The 15,158-nt window shown below is 58.1% G+C and carries 12 protein-coding genes; 8 read left to right on the top strand and 4 right to left on the bottom strand.

What is annotated here, in order from left to right:
- The first annotated feature begins 7 nt into the window (after window positions 1–7).
- The gene (locus tag ACYZT8_RS13900) at window positions 8–916 is read left to right on the top strand and encodes a LysR substrate-binding domain-containing protein (RefSeq protein ID WP_461981945.1); all 909 of its coding nucleotides are present in this window, start codon (window positions 8–10) and stop codon (window positions 914–916) included.
- A gap of 8 nt (window positions 917–924) precedes the next feature.
- On the opposite strand, the gene ACYZT8_RS13895 is transcribed toward ACYZT8_RS13900, so the two are convergent.
- Entirely contained in the window at window positions 925–1,176 is a 252-nt protein-coding gene (locus ACYZT8_RS13895) for a hypothetical protein (protein WP_131058660.1), read from the bottom strand.
- A 164-nt stretch (window positions 1,177–1,340) separates the two neighbouring features.
- Between ACYZT8_RS13895 and ACYZT8_RS13890 the strand changes: the two genes are divergently transcribed.
- Window positions 1,341–1,658 (top strand): ElaB/YgaM/YqjD family protein, encoded by a 318-nt coding sequence (locus ACYZT8_RS13890; protein ID WP_461981943.1) that lies wholly within the window; start codon window positions 1,341–1,343, stop codon window positions 1,656–1,658.
- Window positions 1,659–1,737: 79 nt separating this feature from the next.
- Here the strand turns inward: ACYZT8_RS13890 and ACYZT8_RS13885 are convergent, their stop codons facing one another.
- Window positions 1,738–2,778 (bottom strand): Ldh family oxidoreductase, encoded by a 1,041-nt coding sequence (locus tag ACYZT8_RS13885; RefSeq protein ID WP_461981941.1) that lies wholly within the window; start codon window positions 2,776–2,778, stop codon window positions 1,738–1,740.
- Window positions 2,779–2,992: 214 nt separating this feature from the next.
- On the opposite strand from ACYZT8_RS13885, the gene ACYZT8_RS13880 reads away from it, so the two are divergent.
- Window positions 2,993–7,867, top strand: coding sequence for a dermonecrotic toxin domain-containing protein (locus ACYZT8_RS13880; RefSeq protein WP_461981939.1), 4,875 nt, complete (start codon window positions 2,993–2,995; stop codon window positions 7,865–7,867).
- Between the two features lie 96 nt (window positions 7,868–7,963).
- Window positions 7,964–8,965 (top strand): FecR family protein, encoded by a 1,002-nt coding sequence (locus tag ACYZT8_RS13875; protein ID WP_461981937.1) that lies wholly within the window; start codon window positions 7,964–7,966, stop codon window positions 8,963–8,965.
- A gap of 57 nt (window positions 8,966–9,022) precedes the next feature.
- On the opposite strand, the gene pvdQ is transcribed toward ACYZT8_RS13875, so the two are convergent.
- Window positions 9,023–11,368 (bottom strand): bifunctional acylase PvdQ, encoded by a 2,346-nt coding sequence (gene pvdQ, locus ACYZT8_RS13870; RefSeq protein ID WP_461981935.1) that lies wholly within the window; start codon window positions 11,366–11,368, stop codon window positions 9,023–9,025.
- Window positions 11,369–11,612: 244 nt separating this feature from the next.
- Between pvdQ and ACYZT8_RS13865 the strand changes: the two genes are divergently transcribed.
- Window positions 11,613–11,984 carry a fe2+ zn2+ uptake regulation protein gene (locus ACYZT8_RS13865; RefSeq protein ID WP_461981932.1) on the top strand — a complete coding sequence of 124 codons (372 nt, stop codon included), beginning with the start codon at window positions 11,613–11,615 and terminating at the stop codon, window positions 11,982–11,984.
- 20 nt (window positions 11,985–12,004) lie between these two features.
- Here ACYZT8_RS13865 and ACYZT8_RS13860 read toward each other — a convergent pair whose 3' ends face one another.
- Window positions 12,005–12,193: a hypothetical protein gene (locus tag ACYZT8_RS13860; protein WP_028620074.1), complete on the bottom strand. Its 189-nt coding sequence runs from the start codon at window positions 12,191–12,193 to the stop codon at window positions 12,005–12,007.
- A gap of 157 nt (window positions 12,194–12,350) precedes the next feature.
- Here ACYZT8_RS13860 and ACYZT8_RS13855 point away from each other — a divergent pair, with 157 nt between their 5' ends.
- The 3 genes from ACYZT8_RS13855 (at window position 12,351) to ACYZT8_RS13845 (ending at window position 15,157) form a co-directional block, all read left to right on the top strand.
- A complete protein-coding gene (locus ACYZT8_RS13855) occupies window positions 12,351–12,488 on the top strand; it encodes a hypothetical protein (protein ID WP_165557409.1) in 138 nt (45 codons plus the stop codon).
- 276 nt (window positions 12,489–12,764) lie between these two features.
- Window positions 12,765–14,006: an MFS transporter gene (locus ACYZT8_RS13850; protein ID WP_461981930.1), complete on the top strand. Its 1,242-nt coding sequence runs from the start codon at window positions 12,765–12,767 to the stop codon at window positions 14,004–14,006.
- 20 nt (window positions 14,007–14,026) lie between these two features.
- On the top strand, window positions 14,027–15,157 hold the full coding sequence (locus ACYZT8_RS13845) for a LuxE/PaaK family acyltransferase (RefSeq protein WP_461981928.1): 1,131 nt from the start codon (window positions 14,027–14,029) through the stop codon (window positions 15,155–15,157).
- Window position 15,158 lies beyond the last annotated feature (1 nt).

Genomic DNA, 15,158 nt, shown 5'->3' with positions numbered 1-15,158 from the left:
GAATGATATGAACCATATGAATATCGCCACCGTTGACCTCAACCTGCTCAAAGTCTTCGAAGCGCTGCATGAGGAGTCCAGCGCCAGCCGCGCGGCACTGCGCCTGGGCGTGACGCAATCGGCCGTCAGCGCGGCGTTGCGACGGCTACGCGAGGTGTATGGCGATCAGTTGTTTGTGCGTACCGGCCGCGGCCTGGCGCCGACGCTCAGGGCCAACCAGTTGAAACCGGTGGTGAGTGATGCGCTGAACAAATGCCGTCAGAGCCTGGCGATGGTCGATCCGGCGGCCAATCATTACGACGGACGCTCGGTCACCGTGGGGTTGTCGGATGATTTCGAGATTGCCTACGGGCGGCGATTGATCGAGGCGATTGCGCTCAGTGCACCGAAGTTGCGCCTGATCTTTCGGCAAACTCACAGCCAGATCGTCGCTCAGGCGTTGATGGAACGTAACCTTGATCTGGCAATCACCGCAGGCGGATTTACCGAGCGGTTGCTCAGCCGTCAGGTGCTGGGTGAAGGCGGTTATCTGTGCCTGGTGGATCCGCTCAGCCTGGCGCCGGGGCAAACGGAAATCAGTCTTGAAGAGTTTGTGGCCCGCGAACACATTCTGGTGTCGTCGGGCGGTTTTATCGGGATCACTGATGAGGGATTGGCGGCGCTGGGGCTGAATCGGCGGGTGTGCGCCTCGACGACACACTTTGCGGCGTTGCCGCACTTGCTCAAGGGCAGTCAGGCGGTGGCGACCATTCCGGCCCACGCCGCTGAAAGTATTTCGGCGCTCTGCAGACTGGCGCTGCTGCCCTGCCCTTTGGCCTTGCCGCGCTACCCGATCGAACTGGGCTGGCGCACCAGCACGCAGCTCGATCCGGTGGTGTTGAAAGTGCGCGAGGCCATTGTCGCGAGTTTTGCCTGAGGCGGGCCTTATTTGGCGGCCATCAAGCGATTCACTTCACTGCGTACCATGTTCGCGAATTCCGGCGGCGACATGCCGTCGAGTTCCGAGCGAACCCATTCAGCCCATTTGCCTTTGCGCTTGGCGCGCTCGCCAAACAAACGCGCGGCCTCGCCCTTGGATTTGCCAAGGTTACTTTGCCAGAGGTCGAACAGGCGGGATTTCTCATCTTCAAGCGCGGCGCGCTCAGCCAGGGGTTTGTCGGCCAGATTGAAGCTCATGGGAATTACCTGCTGCGTAAAATAGGCGACATCTTACACTGTAGGAGGAAATGTCCGACTCCGGATTTTTCCTCGTCGCACAGTCAATACGTAAACCCGCTGCAACTTTTTCAGTCACGCAAGACTCCATTGTTCACTGCCCATTTACCTGCAAGGAGTACCCAATGGCCCGGAAAACCGCCACACAAATCGCCAATGACCAGATCAAGGATCAGGCATTCAGCGAACTTCAATCCCTGATCGAAGAGTCGGAAAAACTGCTCAAAAGCAGCGCTTCACTGGTCGGTGAGGAAGCAGAGACCCTTCGCGGGCAAATCGCCCAGAAACTGCAGCAGGCCCGGGATTCGGTCACCAGTGTTCGTGACCGCACAAAACCTGTGGTCGACGCGACCGAGACGTACATCGGTGGTCATCCATGGCAAACCGTGGCGATCTCCGCCGGTTTCGGCCTGGTGGTCGGGTTGTTGCTGGGTCGCCGTTAAACGGTCACGCTTCAATGGCAACGCAGCAAAAAGGCGAGCTCAATGCTCGCCTTTTTCGTGCCCACGTTTTGTGCAGGTCTCAGAGCCCTGCCAGTTCTCGCAGGTTTGCCAACGTCTGGGCATTCAACTGAATGCCTTGAGCGTTCGACTTGGTGCGCTGGTGGTGACGTCGATCGCCCGGCAGGCGCTTGAGCCCCACGCCGTGCATCTGACGGACGAGTTCCTGGCTGCGTTCGGCGAAATTCTGCCCGGCCGCCTTGCTCGGGTCGATCACGATCAGCAATTGGCCGGTCCAGGGCGTCTTGGCCCCCGGGTGGTTCGACCAATCGAATTCGAAAGAGAAATTACCCCCCGTCAGGGCCGCCGCCAACAGTTCGACCATCATCGACAACGCGGAACCTTTGTGCCCCCCAAACGGCAGCAACGCGCCCCCTTCCAGAATCGCCTTCGGGTCCTGAGTCGGCTGGCCAAGGCTGTCCACGCCCATGCCCGCCGGCAAGCGTTCGCCTTTTTGTGCAGCAATCTGCACATCGCCATGGGCAATGGCGCTGGTGGCCAGGTCAAACACAATCGGCTCACCGTCAGCCCGGGGCGCAGCGAAAGCGATCGGATTGGTGCCGAACAACGGCCGGTCGGCACCATGGGGCACCACGCAAGTCATGCTGTTGACCACGCTCAACGCCACCAGCCCTTCATAGGCGAAAGGCTCGACATCCGGCCATAGCGCCGCGAAATGGTGGGAGTTACGGATCGCCAGCACCGCAATCCCGGCGCTGCGGGCTTTCTCCACCAACAGTGCACGGGCCGCCGCGAGCGCGGGCTGTGCAAAACCATTGCCGGCATCGACCCGGACAAACCCCGAGGCAACGTCTTCGACCACTGGCACGGCCTGGCCATTGACCCAGCCGCTCTTGAGCGTCGAGACATAACCCGGAATACGAAACACGCCATGGCTGTGCGCGCCGTCGCGTTCAGCACCGGCGCAGTTCAACGCCAGGGTCTTGGCGACATCGGCGGAGGTGCCATGACGCAGGAAAATTTGCTCAAGCAATAGAACGAGCGCGTCGAAATCGAGCGATGGGGTGGTCGAACTGACGGCCACTTCGGGCGTTGCGGTCATCTGAAGCTCCAGTTTTATTATTGAGTACGGGCACCAGGGGAAACGAGGTTGCAGGGCAACCAAAAGCAGACGTCGATTAAGCGCTGTTTTACCGGCGTCCTGTCAAGTCCCGACCGCCTGTTCGGTTCAAGCAATATGTACCGCACCGGAGCGCTGCGCAGACCTTAGTGTTTTTCCTCAACCAATAGCTGATCGCAGCACATGAGGAAAAACCATGACTGAACCTGTAGAGCCCTATTTTTTCGACGAGGCAGAGCGTGCGTCCGTTGCCAAGCAGCCCGATGACCGCGAAAAAGCACTGAATTTCACACTCGCTGACCTGAAATGGTTGAAGCACGTTTACCTGGCCACCCACGTTGCCCGCATCGCGCAACAAGACCCTATGCACGTCTACCAACTGTTGCTGAAGGTGACGGACAAACCGGATATTCAATTGGCCGGCGCCTTTGCCATGAGCCGGCCCGACGATGGGGAGGTCACGCTGTACACACCGTGGAACGGCTTGATCAAGTTCGCGAACATGGCCGACCTCAAAGGCAAGCTCAAGTTATGGCTGGCCCAGCCCACCGCCAAGCGGGAGCTGTTGCGCTTTCTCTCCATCGAACAACGCAGCGCTTTACCGGCCGCCACCGCACCCGACATTTCCACGAAAGATATCGAAGGCGCGGTATTCCAGGACCAGCGACTGACCCTCGATCGCAATCAGGAACAGAACATCAAGACGATGAAGGAGGAGCTGCTCAAGACGCCAACGCTGCAATCGATGCTGGACGACACCCTCAAGCACACGCTGCACAAGGCATTCCCCAAGCTGGACCAGCGGCTGACCCGACTGAAGAGCTTCGTGAAAGCAGTTTCAGCCCTCGACGGCAACGAAGACCTGCACACGATTTCCACGATACCTCTGAGCGATGCGCTTCTGCATTTCTACCTCACCAACCACTGGCCCCATGGCGATTCAAGAGTCTTCGCCAACCCCGAGCACAGCGTGAGCAGCGACGCTGATAACGAGGCGTGGGAAAGCGCGGTGAAAGAGATCGCGCAGAGCTTCACGCCGCACTTGCGCAGCCTGCTCGCCTTGTTTTGGAACACCTCCATGAGCATTGGCCTTTCACGTCTGGAGTTTTTCACCGAAAGCTTGCGCGACACCTTTCACACGAAGCTTCTTCACCAACGCCAGGACGGTATTTTAACGACGCAGGAATACCTGCGGCTGATGAAGGTCAGCCTCACGCCTGACGCGCATGATCCGCTTCGCATCGAGAAAGTGCGTGTGACCGCGCCCTTCAAGCACTTCGCCGAGCTGGCCTCGACCTTGATGATCGGGGGCACCAATACCTTGGGTTTTCTGTACACCCCCTCCAGAGGGATCGAAGCGACGAGCAATCTGCCGGCGGTCAAAAAAATCGTGCTGACTATGATGAAAACCGAAGGGCATGAAGACACGCTGCTCAATTTCATGTCGCTGGACGAACGCGCCACCTTTCTTGCGCTGGAGCCGGTCGAGCGCCTGATTGAAGGCAAGCCGGTCATCGGCCCGGTGTTCAAACATTTGATGGTCGACATCCTTGGCAAGCAACAGGAGAACCTGTCCCATGCGCTGAGTCGCTTGCGCGAAAGCGAAGGTACGGTCGACCCCCATGCCTTGCTCGACAATGCGCTGGATGTCTGCGGATTGATCGATGACCGACTGCTGACTCCCGAACCTTCGGGGCGCTGGAGTACACGAGTGGACCGGGGCGGAGGCGCGCGACCGGCCACCGTGCGTGCCGAGTCGGCGAAAGAGGAGCTGTCGCTGCTCGATTCTGTCGAGCAGGCGCTTGACCAACTTCTTGAGAAACACCCGGCCATCTCCACGGCAACCCGCTCAATCGCCGACGCGCAGCGCGTACTGGGTCCATCCGTGGCGAACTTGCAATCGAGTTTCACCCACACCCTGTCAACCGCTTTGCGCAGTGAGTTGAAGCTGCGTGCTGTCACGCGCACCTTGGGTACGACGGAACAGGTCATCATCAAAACCGTGCTCGATAGCCCGGTACACCTGCAACGAGCGGCATTGAACGGTTTTTTGCCGGAGGTATTTTCCCTGGCGTTGAAGGCTGGCGAGGCGACGGATCCGTTGAAACTGGCCAGTTGTTTTGTGCTGACTGAACGAGGAGGCCTGGACCCGGTGCATTCGGGCAAAGCGATTTTATGGACGCCTGCGTTGGGGTTTGAGGCCTTCAAGGCATTGACACCGTTGCTGACCGAACTTGGACGACGCCTCGCAGACGTCAACCATCGCACGACGCTTTTGGAGAACCTTGGCCGCAACGAGCGTTTGCCTGGAAGGACTTACACGTTGGCCCCCCTGCAGCGAGTCTATGGGCATTTTCTTGATTATCTGCAAAAACCCTATGTGCTGCTGGACCAGGCGAGCCTGACCAATGCGCTGGCGACGAAGCTCTCCGCCACGCCGCTGACCAGTCTCCTGAATCTTGTGTCGCTGCGTAAGCCGATGACAGGTCTCGACCGTGCCGTAGATATTGCGCGGTCACTGATGACTCAACAAAAACTGCCGGCATGGCTGGCCCAGGCATCCGTCAAAGACCTGATCCTGCATGCCGAGCTGCTTCAGCAATACCTCAACAACGTTAAAGACGACCAGGACTACCTGACCGGCATACGGTCACTGCAACGCACGGCACACCATGAGCTTGAAAAACAACTCAAGGCCGACACCTTCAACATCAACCCGGACAACGTCCAGGTCCAAATCAATGCCCGCCCGACCTCCGCAGCCAAAACTCAAACCCTGACTGACTTTGCATTGACTCACCTCAAGGAGCTGGATCACCTCCATTTCAAACTGGTGTCACTGGATACCACCGTGATTCCCGAAGGGATGGACGAGCGCTACATCAAAGACCTGATACGAAACCTGAAACCGGGCGAGCATCATCAGGAAATAGTGAGCGACGCGCTGGCAGACACTCAGGTGAACGCGGACCGCAGGAAACGGTTCTACGCGCAATTACCCTGGCAGTTGATGCATTACGCCCACACGGAAAAACTGCAAGAGCGCCTGAGCGAGACCGGGTTTGATCTGATCCGGCAAGTCATGGACATGCCAGATGCCATCGCCCGTGCAGCGGTGGACGGTGCCCACGCGATCATCCGTCCGCTTGAGTTTTTGGGGATCAAGAGTGACCAGGCAATCAAAGTGCCCGGGGTTTATCTGATCGGCTCAACGGCCGATCGCGCGGCACCCCAGGTACTTGTTGCACCTCACAGTCCCAGGCACGGAGTCAAAGAGTATGAAAATGAAGAACAACTGCTTTCAGAGCTGAAGACCCGCGGACCGTTGCTCGACTGGCTACTCCTGAATCTGCCGCAGCCCGAACGGATACTGCTGGAGACCCGGATGGCGACCACCCATCGCCGTGTTGCCAGAGCCGAGCCGAAGAGCACGGATCATCTATCCACCCTGACTACGCTGGCCTCCAATCCGATCAAGGGGAACCTGTTCAAACATCTGCTCAATGACAACGCCGCGTTGCTGAGCCGATTGCTCGGCTGCCAGTCTGACGACAACAAACTGGGAGAATGGGCAACCATCAAGCATGTGCTGGGTGAAGACCTGCATGCGGCGTATACGTATTTCATGGGCAAACTCGCCTACCCGGAGACGGTGTGGCGCAGTTACCGCGATATCAAGCAATCCGCCGAAGACCTGCAAACCCATAAATGGGGTGCCGCCATAAAAGAGTTCATCAGCGGCATGGCCGAACTCTCCACACTGCGCCAATCACTGGGGAATGAAACACTGCTGCCTTCGACACCCGCCACACCGGAGACGGAGACGGAGACGGAGACGAAAACACCCGATTCCCGGCTCAAATGGCAGGACATCGACGTCACCGCCCCCGAACGCACGAAATTGAAACGCCATGAAAGTATCAATGTGGATCTGGGTTCGCTGACATCTGACGCAAAACTTGGGCTCTACACCCATCCAACGACAAAAAAACAGTATGGGCCGGTTGACGGAAAGGTGTATCCGGTCATGAAGCGCGGTACCCACTGGCGCATCGGCGACACAACCACGCGGGGCCCTCTTCTGCGCCAGAACGAATCGAAACAATGGGTACTCGATGGACCGAAATCGGCGCCTCGCTTCAGCCTGTTCGGACGATTGGAGACCGCAAGCTCGGTTTTTCAGAGCATGAACGTTGAAGCCACAGGGATGCTAGATATCCGTCGACAGTTTCCGCAAAGAGCCCGTCAGATTGACGAAGCGCTAGACCTGGCAACGACCTATGCCTGGAACAGCTATCGAAATCTGCAACTGCTGAAGACTTCCGACGACACGGTCACTCCCGTGCATCAACTCCTCATGGATTTCATGAGTGTGCAGCACGTGCTGCCCGCGCATGTCGAGCAGGTTGAAAAAGTCGTAGGCGACTTGTTCACAGCGCTGCTGGAGCCATCACTCAGAAAGCCTAAGTCCAGTCGTTTTGCGGTCGGCAGGCTTGTCGATGGCGCACAAAACACCTTTGCCTTCATCGTGGCTTCAGACGCAAACCGGAGAATTCACCTCGCAGAAAGATTCTTCGATCCCAGATTCGAACACTACCGCCAACACCTTACCGACGCGGCCTTCCCTATTCACACCCATGCCCGAGCGGTGACCTTGATTCATGAGCTGTCGCACATGGTCTGTAAAACCGAGGACATTTCTTATCTCGATCCCGGCAGGCCATTTACCGATCTGATTGGAACAACCACCCCCTTGGCAACTGAACTCAAGCGCGCCTTGACCGACGCTCAGACCACTGCACTCTCGATCAAGACGCCGTTGACCCAGTTGTTCATGACTCAAGATCCTGATACCGGTGTGTGGGAGGATCCGGGCAGTACCTCTTATGAAGAAACGGATCGGGTGAAGGCGCATATTCTGGCGTTGACCGGCGCCGAAAACCTGAGCGGTGCCCGCCACACCTTCAAGAAAGATCCACTGGTCAGGCTGGCCGTACAGCTGGGTAATGCCGACAGCGTTGCCTTTTTAGTCAGCCAATTGGGCCGTGAACTGCACGTCAAGACGCCCTGATGTCAAAAATAGTTCTCATTTGATATTTAATTGCCATGACGGCTGTTCTCGCAGACTTCCCCTCAAGGTTAGAATGCAGGAAATCAGGATGAGTCAATGACCGACAATTCTCTCTCGCAAGCCGAATATGACGCCATCACCGATGCCGCAGCGCACTGGTGCATGCGTCTGCACGCCATCGACTGCACCGCCGAAGAGCGGATCGCCTTCGAACAATGGCGTGAAGCTCATCCGCTGCATGCGTTCGAGTACGAGGCCATGCTGGAGATCTGGGAAGTCGCGGGGGATTTGCCGCGTCCCGAAGCCGTCCCGTCGGTTGTTCGCTTTAAACCTGCCACGCCCTGGCGCACGGTCGGCATCGCCGCCGCTGTTTGCGCCCTGGCGTTGCCGCTGGCGGCGTACAGCGGCTGGAACATGGGCTGGCTACCGAATTCGTATCAGCACTTCGAAGCGAGTGACACGGTTCGCCAGGTCACCCTGAGCGATGGCAGTCAGGTGGAACTGAACCTGGGCAGCGAGCTGACGTTCAGCAACTACAAGGATCAGCGCCGGATCACGCTGGAAAAAGGTGAAGCTTTCTTCAGTGTCAGCCACGACATGGCTCACCCGTTTATCGTCAGGGCAGCCGACGGCAGGATCCGGGTCACCGGGACCAAATTCAACGTCTGGATGTATGAAGATCAGGTCCGCGTGAACCTGATTGAAGGCTCGGTGCTGGTCAGCAGCAACGATAATCTTCCGGGCGATGGCTTGCGTCTCGGGCCGGCGATGCAGGCGCGCTTTAAACACGGCGACTTCACGCCGCAGATCAACCAGACCTACCCCAACGACAATGCCCTGGCCTGGCGCAGTGGCAAACTGGTGCTCGATGATCTGGCGCTCAACGACGCTCTGCCGTTGATCAACCGTTATCTGACCAAACCGATCATGGTCGCGGACCACAGCACTGGCACGATTCGTCTGGGTGGCATCTACAACATCAAAGAACTGAACAACCTGGTGGCTTCCCTGCCCAAGGTGCTGCCGGTCTACCTGACCCGTAACAAGGAAGGTAATCCGGTGCTCAATTCGATCCCGCAACAAACCCCTAAAAGCTGAAAAGGCCGCACCCCTTAACGGGATGCGACCTTTTTTATTGCTTGAACCACCCTCTTCTTACTGAGCGGCCACCTTCCCGGCGTTTTCATCCTGCTCGCGGATTGTCTGCGCCTGGTACTGCGGATCCGCAATGATCTGCTGCTCGGTGAACGGCAACGGGCTCAGCTGTTTCTTCGAAAACGCCAGGGTCTGGTCCCGGGAATACTTCGACGTCGGGTCGCTGGACAACGAGAACGCCAGCAGGCCTTGAGCGTGCGGGCCTTTGTCATCAAAGGTCACCACTTGCAAATAGCTGGTGCCGCTGACGACTTCAAGTTTGCCATCGGTTCTCGGCACACTCTGGATCGCGTTGTACACGCCCAAGGTGCCCGGCCCGCCATGGATCGGCGTCTGTTGGCCGCCGCTGCTGACCACCTGAATGTCGCCCCAACGGCTGTCATCCTTGAGCCCCAGTTTTTTGACCTGTTCCACTGAGGCCAGCATCGCCTCGCGAATCGCCTGGGTGACCTGAGGATTATCCAGCGCCAGACCACGCGGCGTGTGCTGTGGATCTTTCGGGTCAAATTCCACTCGCCAGATGTTCGGGACTTGCTGCAACGGTTCCATTACGTTCTGGAAGTGTACAAACCCGAGCCCGCTGTCCAGATTCGCACTGCGGTCCCACGCTTTGAGGCTCGCACACAACGGCGCGAGCGTTGCTGCATCGGCGCCCAGGTCGCCGGTGCAGAACTGCAGCAAGTCCGGCATCACTTGCCCGGCTTGGTACACCTGATCATCCATGACCATCCGTTGCAAATCCGCCGCAGAAACCGGGCCGGCCTTGCTCAGCGTACTCAACCGGTCCAGGGCAAAACGCGAGCGTAGCCCCAGTGGCTGGCCTTCCTGGCTGATCAGGGGGGAGAAACCGGTGAGCGGTTGTGCCGGGTTGGCCATCCACGCCGAATCGTTGGAATGTTGTACGTAGTCCTTGCGCAGCAGTTGCGGCAACTGGTCCGCCGCATAAATACCTTTTTGCGCTGCGTTCGGGTCGATGTCCCAGGCGCAGGCGCTGTTGGAACCGTCGAGCAGGATCATCTGCAACCCGGCGCGCGGGTCGCTGCACGTGGCCAGTTTGTCGGCACTGACGTTCGGCACCACCGACAGGTTCATGTACAGCGTCTGCCCCTGATTATCCACGGCCAGGGTGTTGACCCACGGAATCCCCTGAAGCGTGTGCACCGAGGCCTGCAAATCCTTGAGGCTGGTGGCCTGATTCATGGCGTACCACTGCTGCAATACCCGGTCGTTCTCCAGGTTGGCATCGCGCAGGCTGTAGGCGTACTGCTTGTCCCAGTCGAGTTTGCCGGGCCACTGCACGATCGGGCCGAATTGCGAGCTGTAGACCACATGGGTCACCGCAAGGATATGGCCATCGGGCTGTTTGACGTTCACCGTCACGATCTGCTTACTCATCGGCAGCGACTTGCCGTCGAGCAGATAGCGGGTCGGATCCTTGGGATCAAGTTGCAGGCGATACAGGGTGAAGTGCTTGGACGTGTCCACGGTGTGTGTCCATGCCAGGTGCTGGTTGAAGCCGATGTTGATCATCGGCAGGCCGGGCAACGCTGCGCCCATCACATCCAGCTTGCCCGGAATAGTCAGGTGCATCTGATAGAAGCGCATCCCGCCAATCCACGGGAAATGCGGGTTGGCGAGCAACATCCCGCGGCCATTGAACGAACGCTCGCTGCCGACCGCCACCGCGTTGCTGCCGCGATCCAGGGCAAAGCGCTGCATGCGCGAGTCCGCCACCTGGAATGACGATACGTCGTCGGCCACTTGGGCGACGGCTTGTGGTGGAGTGGCGCCGGCCAGTGCTTCAGCGAACTGCCCTACTCCGCCTTCGACCAACAAACGGCGGGTCAACTTGACCAGGTCCTGTGAGGTAATGTCGCGCACCCATTCACCCCGGCACTGCTGCGGCAAACCCTGTGCGCGGCGTTCGGTCAGCGAGCGGTTGTACCCCGCGACATAACCTTCGACCAGATCACGCACTTGCGGGGTTTGCGCCTTCCAGAATCCGGCGACGGCTTCAGGGGTGTTGAGCCAGGTGAAGAACAGGTCGCTGACCTGGTTCTCGCGCTCCTCGACCGTCATCTGATCCGGGCCGAAATAGCGCGAGCGTTCACCATTGACGGTGACAATCTCGTTGGCCAGCAAGCACAGGTTGTCCTGCGCGTAGGCGTAACCGATGCCATAACCGAGCCCACGCTCGTCTGCGGCACGAATATGCGGCACCCCGAAACTGGTGCGGCGAATGTCGGCGCTCGCTTGCTCGGGCGTACTGCGTGCGTTCGCAGCAAGACTGAGCCCCACCAACATGCCCGCAAGGCTCAACCTGGTTAATTGCCTGGAAATAATCACGCTCGCTCCTGATCGAAAAGACAAACACCCTGCGTCGAACACGCACCGCGCCATCCCCTAGAAACGAAACCCACGACAAAAATTTAGGCCTTGAAAGGCGCTTTATCCGTCCATCTCACAGGCCGCTGACGTGACGGTGACGAATTTTCTACATTCGAGCCTTCATTATTTGCCGTGCTCGTACGTCTTATTGAATGAGAGCACCCATCACATTTCCTGGCTGGCTCGGAAAAGGAGTTTTTGCATGTACAACTCGCAACTGCCAACGGACGGTAGTCACGCGCCAAAGGGCTCAGCCATGGGCTCTGGTGTCTTCAGTCAACGAGGCGAGCGCAATAGCAACGAACGGATCAGATTGCTGCTCAAAAGCTTTGGTCTGCGAACCAGCCTGATTCGCCTCAAAGTCATCGACGCCTTGCTGGCCGCCGCCGAAAGCGAGCGCAGCCTGGGCGTGCGCGGCGTGCACAGCCATTTGCTGGACCTGGATATTCCCCTGTCCTTTCTCAGTGTGCGAGAAGTGTTGAAACGCTTGTGCAGCGAAGGCGTAATCACGCTCAATGCGGACAAAAGCTACAGCCTGCATCCAGACGCTGTAGCCCTGCTTCATCGCGACTGATCAGCTTAAAGGTGCGTCGCTCAAGGCTTGACCTTCCGACGCATCACGCCATTGATCACCACCACGATCACCGCCACGCCGATGGCGATGTACTGAAACAGCTTCTCGCTGATGACGCCTGTGTTTTGCAGATACGAAAGGCCGAACATGATCCCCAGCACTACCAGGGAGATCAGAATCGAGTATTTCAAACGTTGCGACTGAGTCATTGCGAGTTCCTGAACCTGAAAAATGTATCCGGTTTGTATCCGAAAGCATGCCAAGCCCCTACCTTTGTGCGGGAATGGGGCGCTGCAAACGGGGTCTCATGTTACAGCCGATGAAGAGATTTGGCTTTATTGCGGCGATAACCATGAGGATTTTCAAATGTTCCGTCGAATCACACTGCTGATTCCCCTGCTCGCTCTGTTGACCCTGAGCGGCTGCATCGTTTTCCCCCACGGCGGCTGGCACGGCGACCACCATTACGATCGAGGTGGACCGGGTTACTACCAGCATCGATAACGGTTGCTCAGGTCATGGAACGTAATTAATAGAACATCCACTCGTAAGAAAAGAAACATATCCAATCACCGCTGAACAAATGCCCGCCCTGTCGCGGGCATTTTCGTACGTGCATTTTCACTTCTGTTTTTCTTCCCACCCTGCATCGAAACCTGGCGAAAACTATTGAAGCTTTCAGTCTTAATAGTCTGTTTGAGGTATTCATCCTCGTTTGATTATCTTGGCGCATCGCAATAAGACCCGTTATTTAACTTCAGGAAGAAGAACAGGGATGCCATGCACAAACCTCTAATAAACATCAGCCCCTATCATGTGTTCGGCTTCTGCCTTGCCATTACGCTGTTTGAACTTCTGACTTATATGGCCAGCGACATGATCATGCCCGCCATGTTGACCGTCACCGATGAACTGAATGCCAGTGCGCGTCATGTCCCCTACGCGTTCAATCTTTATCTGGCGGGCGGCATTCTCCTGCAATGGCTGATAGGTCCGCTGTCGGATCACTTCGGTCGCCGGCCTATGTTGCTTATCGGTTGTGCGGTATTCGCCCTGGCCTGTGCCGCAGCGTTCAGCGTGAACAGCATCTATGCGTTCAATGGCTTGCGACTGATTCAGGGCATGGGGTTGGGATTTGTCATCGCGGTCAGTTACCCGGCCTTGCAGGAAGTGTTCTGCGAAGCCGACGCGGTAAAAATCATGGCGTTGCTGGGGAACGTTGCGCTGCTCTCTCCGCTGCTGGGGCCGTTGCTCGGCAGTCTGCTGCTCGAATGGCTCTCCTGGCGGGAGCTGTTTTTACTGCTGGGTGTCGGCGGCATGCTGGTCTGGCTAGGGCTTTACGTGTACATGCCGGAAACCGTGGGCACCTTGCGCCATGACGGTCAGCGACTGACGGCGGTGCCGTTTGAATGGCGCGGCACCGTGCGCCGTTATGCCGCGTTGCTCGGCAACCCGCGATTCCTCAGCGCCTCTGTTGCGCTGGGGGTCATGAGCCTGCCCCTGATTGCCTGGATCGGACTGGCACCGCTCCTGCTGATTCACAATCAGGGACTTTCACCGCTGCACTACGGCCTGTGGCAAATCCCGGTGTTTGCGGCGGTCATTCTCGGCAATCTGATACTCAACCGATTGATCGCCAATACTGAATTGCCGCAACTGATTCGATACGCGCTGTGGCCGTTTTGCGGCGGGCTTATCGCCTTGCTTGTCATCGGTTTTTACGGCGCGCCGACACCCTTGCTGATCAGCGTCCTGGCGCTTTACGCCGTAGGCCTGGGCATGAGCAATGCCGCTCTGTACCGGATCGCGCTGTTTTCAAGCGACGACAGCAAAGGGCTGGTCTCGGCCATGATCGGCATGATTTCAATCGCCGTCATGGGCGGCGGCGGCTCGCTGATCGCGGCGGCCGGCGCCGGTGACAGCCACGAATCCTTCGCCCTGATGGCGGGCATCGCAGGGCTCATGTGCCTGCTGCCCTTGCGCCTGTTTTTGCGGCGCTCCCGCCTCCCGCTTGCTGCCTGACCCACCCGATAGGTCCTTTGATGATCCATTTACCCCATACCGATGCGCTTTGCGCGTTAACGCAACCCTATTGCCTGGGATCAGTACCTGAAGGCCTGTTCGACCGGGCCATGGCGGAAATCAGCCTGTTTCATTGTCAGCACACGCCTGGCTATGAACGCTGGCTCAACAGCAATGGCCTTGATGCAGAGGATCTGGAGACGCTGGATGACTGGTCAAGACTGCCGCCGATTTTCGCCAACTACTTCAAACGTCACGTGTTGTACGGCCCCACAGGAGAAGGCGCACTGGAACTGACATCGTCCGGCACCAGCGGCCAGAAAAGTCGCCTGCGCTACGACCAACGCAGCATGGCCGCTGCCCAGGGCATGGTAAGCCACATTTTTCGTCATTACGGCTGGGAAGCTCCGCACAGTCCCTGCAATTACCTGCTCCTGAGCTATGAGCCCAAGGCTGCGATCACTTTGGGCACCGCCTACACCGATCAGTTTCTGTGCAGCTATGCGCCGGCCAACCGTATCGCCTACGGGTTACGCCTGACTGGCAAAGGTCATGAGTTCGACCTGTTTGGGGTGACCCGTGCCTTGCAGGCATTTGCCGAAGAAGGTTTGCCCGTGCGCATTCTCGGCTTTCCGGCCTTCCTGTCCCACGCGTTGCAGCACATGGAAGACACCGGCGTAGCGGATCTGAAGCTACCGGCCGAGTCACTGGTGTTTCTCGGTGGCGGCTGGAAAACCCAGGCGGCGCAGGAAATTCCCTTGGCGCAATTGTATGAACGGATCAACCGCCAACTGGGTATCGACCTGTCCCGCTGCCGCGACGGCTACGGCGCTGTCGAGCATGCCGTGCCTTACATCCAGTGTGCTCACCAGCATTTTCATGTGCCGGTTTATTCGAAGGTCTTCGTGCGCAATCCCTCCGATTTCAGCGTCCAGCCCTACGGCCGGCGCGGTTTGCTGGAGTTCGTGTCGCCCTACATTTCGTCCAGCCCTGCGCATGCCGTGGTCATGGGGGATCTGGCGACGTTGCACCCCGGTGCAAGCTGCGGGTGCGGCTTGAAGACCGACTGGTTTGAACTGCATGGACGCGCCGGCACCACGGCCAGCCGAAGCTGCGCAATGGCCGCGTCTGAACTGATTGGAGGGATCTGAC

This window comes from Pseudomonas sp. LB3P93 (genome assembly GCF_054898025.1).
The sequence above is the reverse complement of the archived record's forward strand: the minus strand, read 5'-3'. Positions and strand labels throughout refer to the sequence as shown.

Coding starts and splice junctions, on each gene's coding strand:
- ACYZT8_RS13900 (WP_461981945.1), top strand. CDS start 8: ATGAACCATATGAATATCGCCACCGTTGACCTCAACCTGCTCAAAGTC.
- ACYZT8_RS13895 (WP_131058660.1), bottom strand. CDS start 1,176: ATGAGCTTCAATCTGGCCGACAAACCCCTGGCTGAGCGCGCCGCGCTT.
- ACYZT8_RS13890 (WP_461981943.1), top strand. CDS start 1,341: ATGGCCCGGAAAACCGCCACACAAATCGCCAATGACCAGATCAAGGAT.
- ACYZT8_RS13885 (WP_461981941.1), bottom strand. CDS start 2,778: ATGACCGCAACGCCCGAAGTGGCCGTCAGTTCGACCACCCCATCGCTC.
- ACYZT8_RS13880 (WP_461981939.1), top strand. CDS start 2,993: ATGACTGAACCTGTAGAGCCCTATTTTTTCGACGAGGCAGAGCGTGCG.
- ACYZT8_RS13875 (WP_461981937.1), top strand. CDS start 7,964: ATGACCGACAATTCTCTCTCGCAAGCCGAATATGACGCCATCACCGAT.
- ACYZT8_RS13865 (WP_461981932.1), top strand. CDS start 11,613: ATGTACAACTCGCAACTGCCAACGGACGGTAGTCACGCGCCAAAGGGC.
- ACYZT8_RS13860 (WP_028620074.1), bottom strand. CDS start 12,193: ATGACTCAGTCGCAACGTTTGAAATACTCGATTCTGATCTCCCTGGTA.
- ACYZT8_RS13855 (WP_165557409.1), top strand. CDS start 12,351: ATGTTCCGTCGAATCACACTGCTGATTCCCCTGCTCGCTCTGTTGACC.
- ACYZT8_RS13850 (WP_461981930.1), top strand. CDS start 12,765: ATGCACAAACCTCTAATAAACATCAGCCCCTATCATGTGTTCGGCTTC.
- ACYZT8_RS13845 (WP_461981928.1), top strand. CDS start 14,027: ATGATCCATTTACCCCATACCGATGCGCTTTGCGCGTTAACGCAACCC.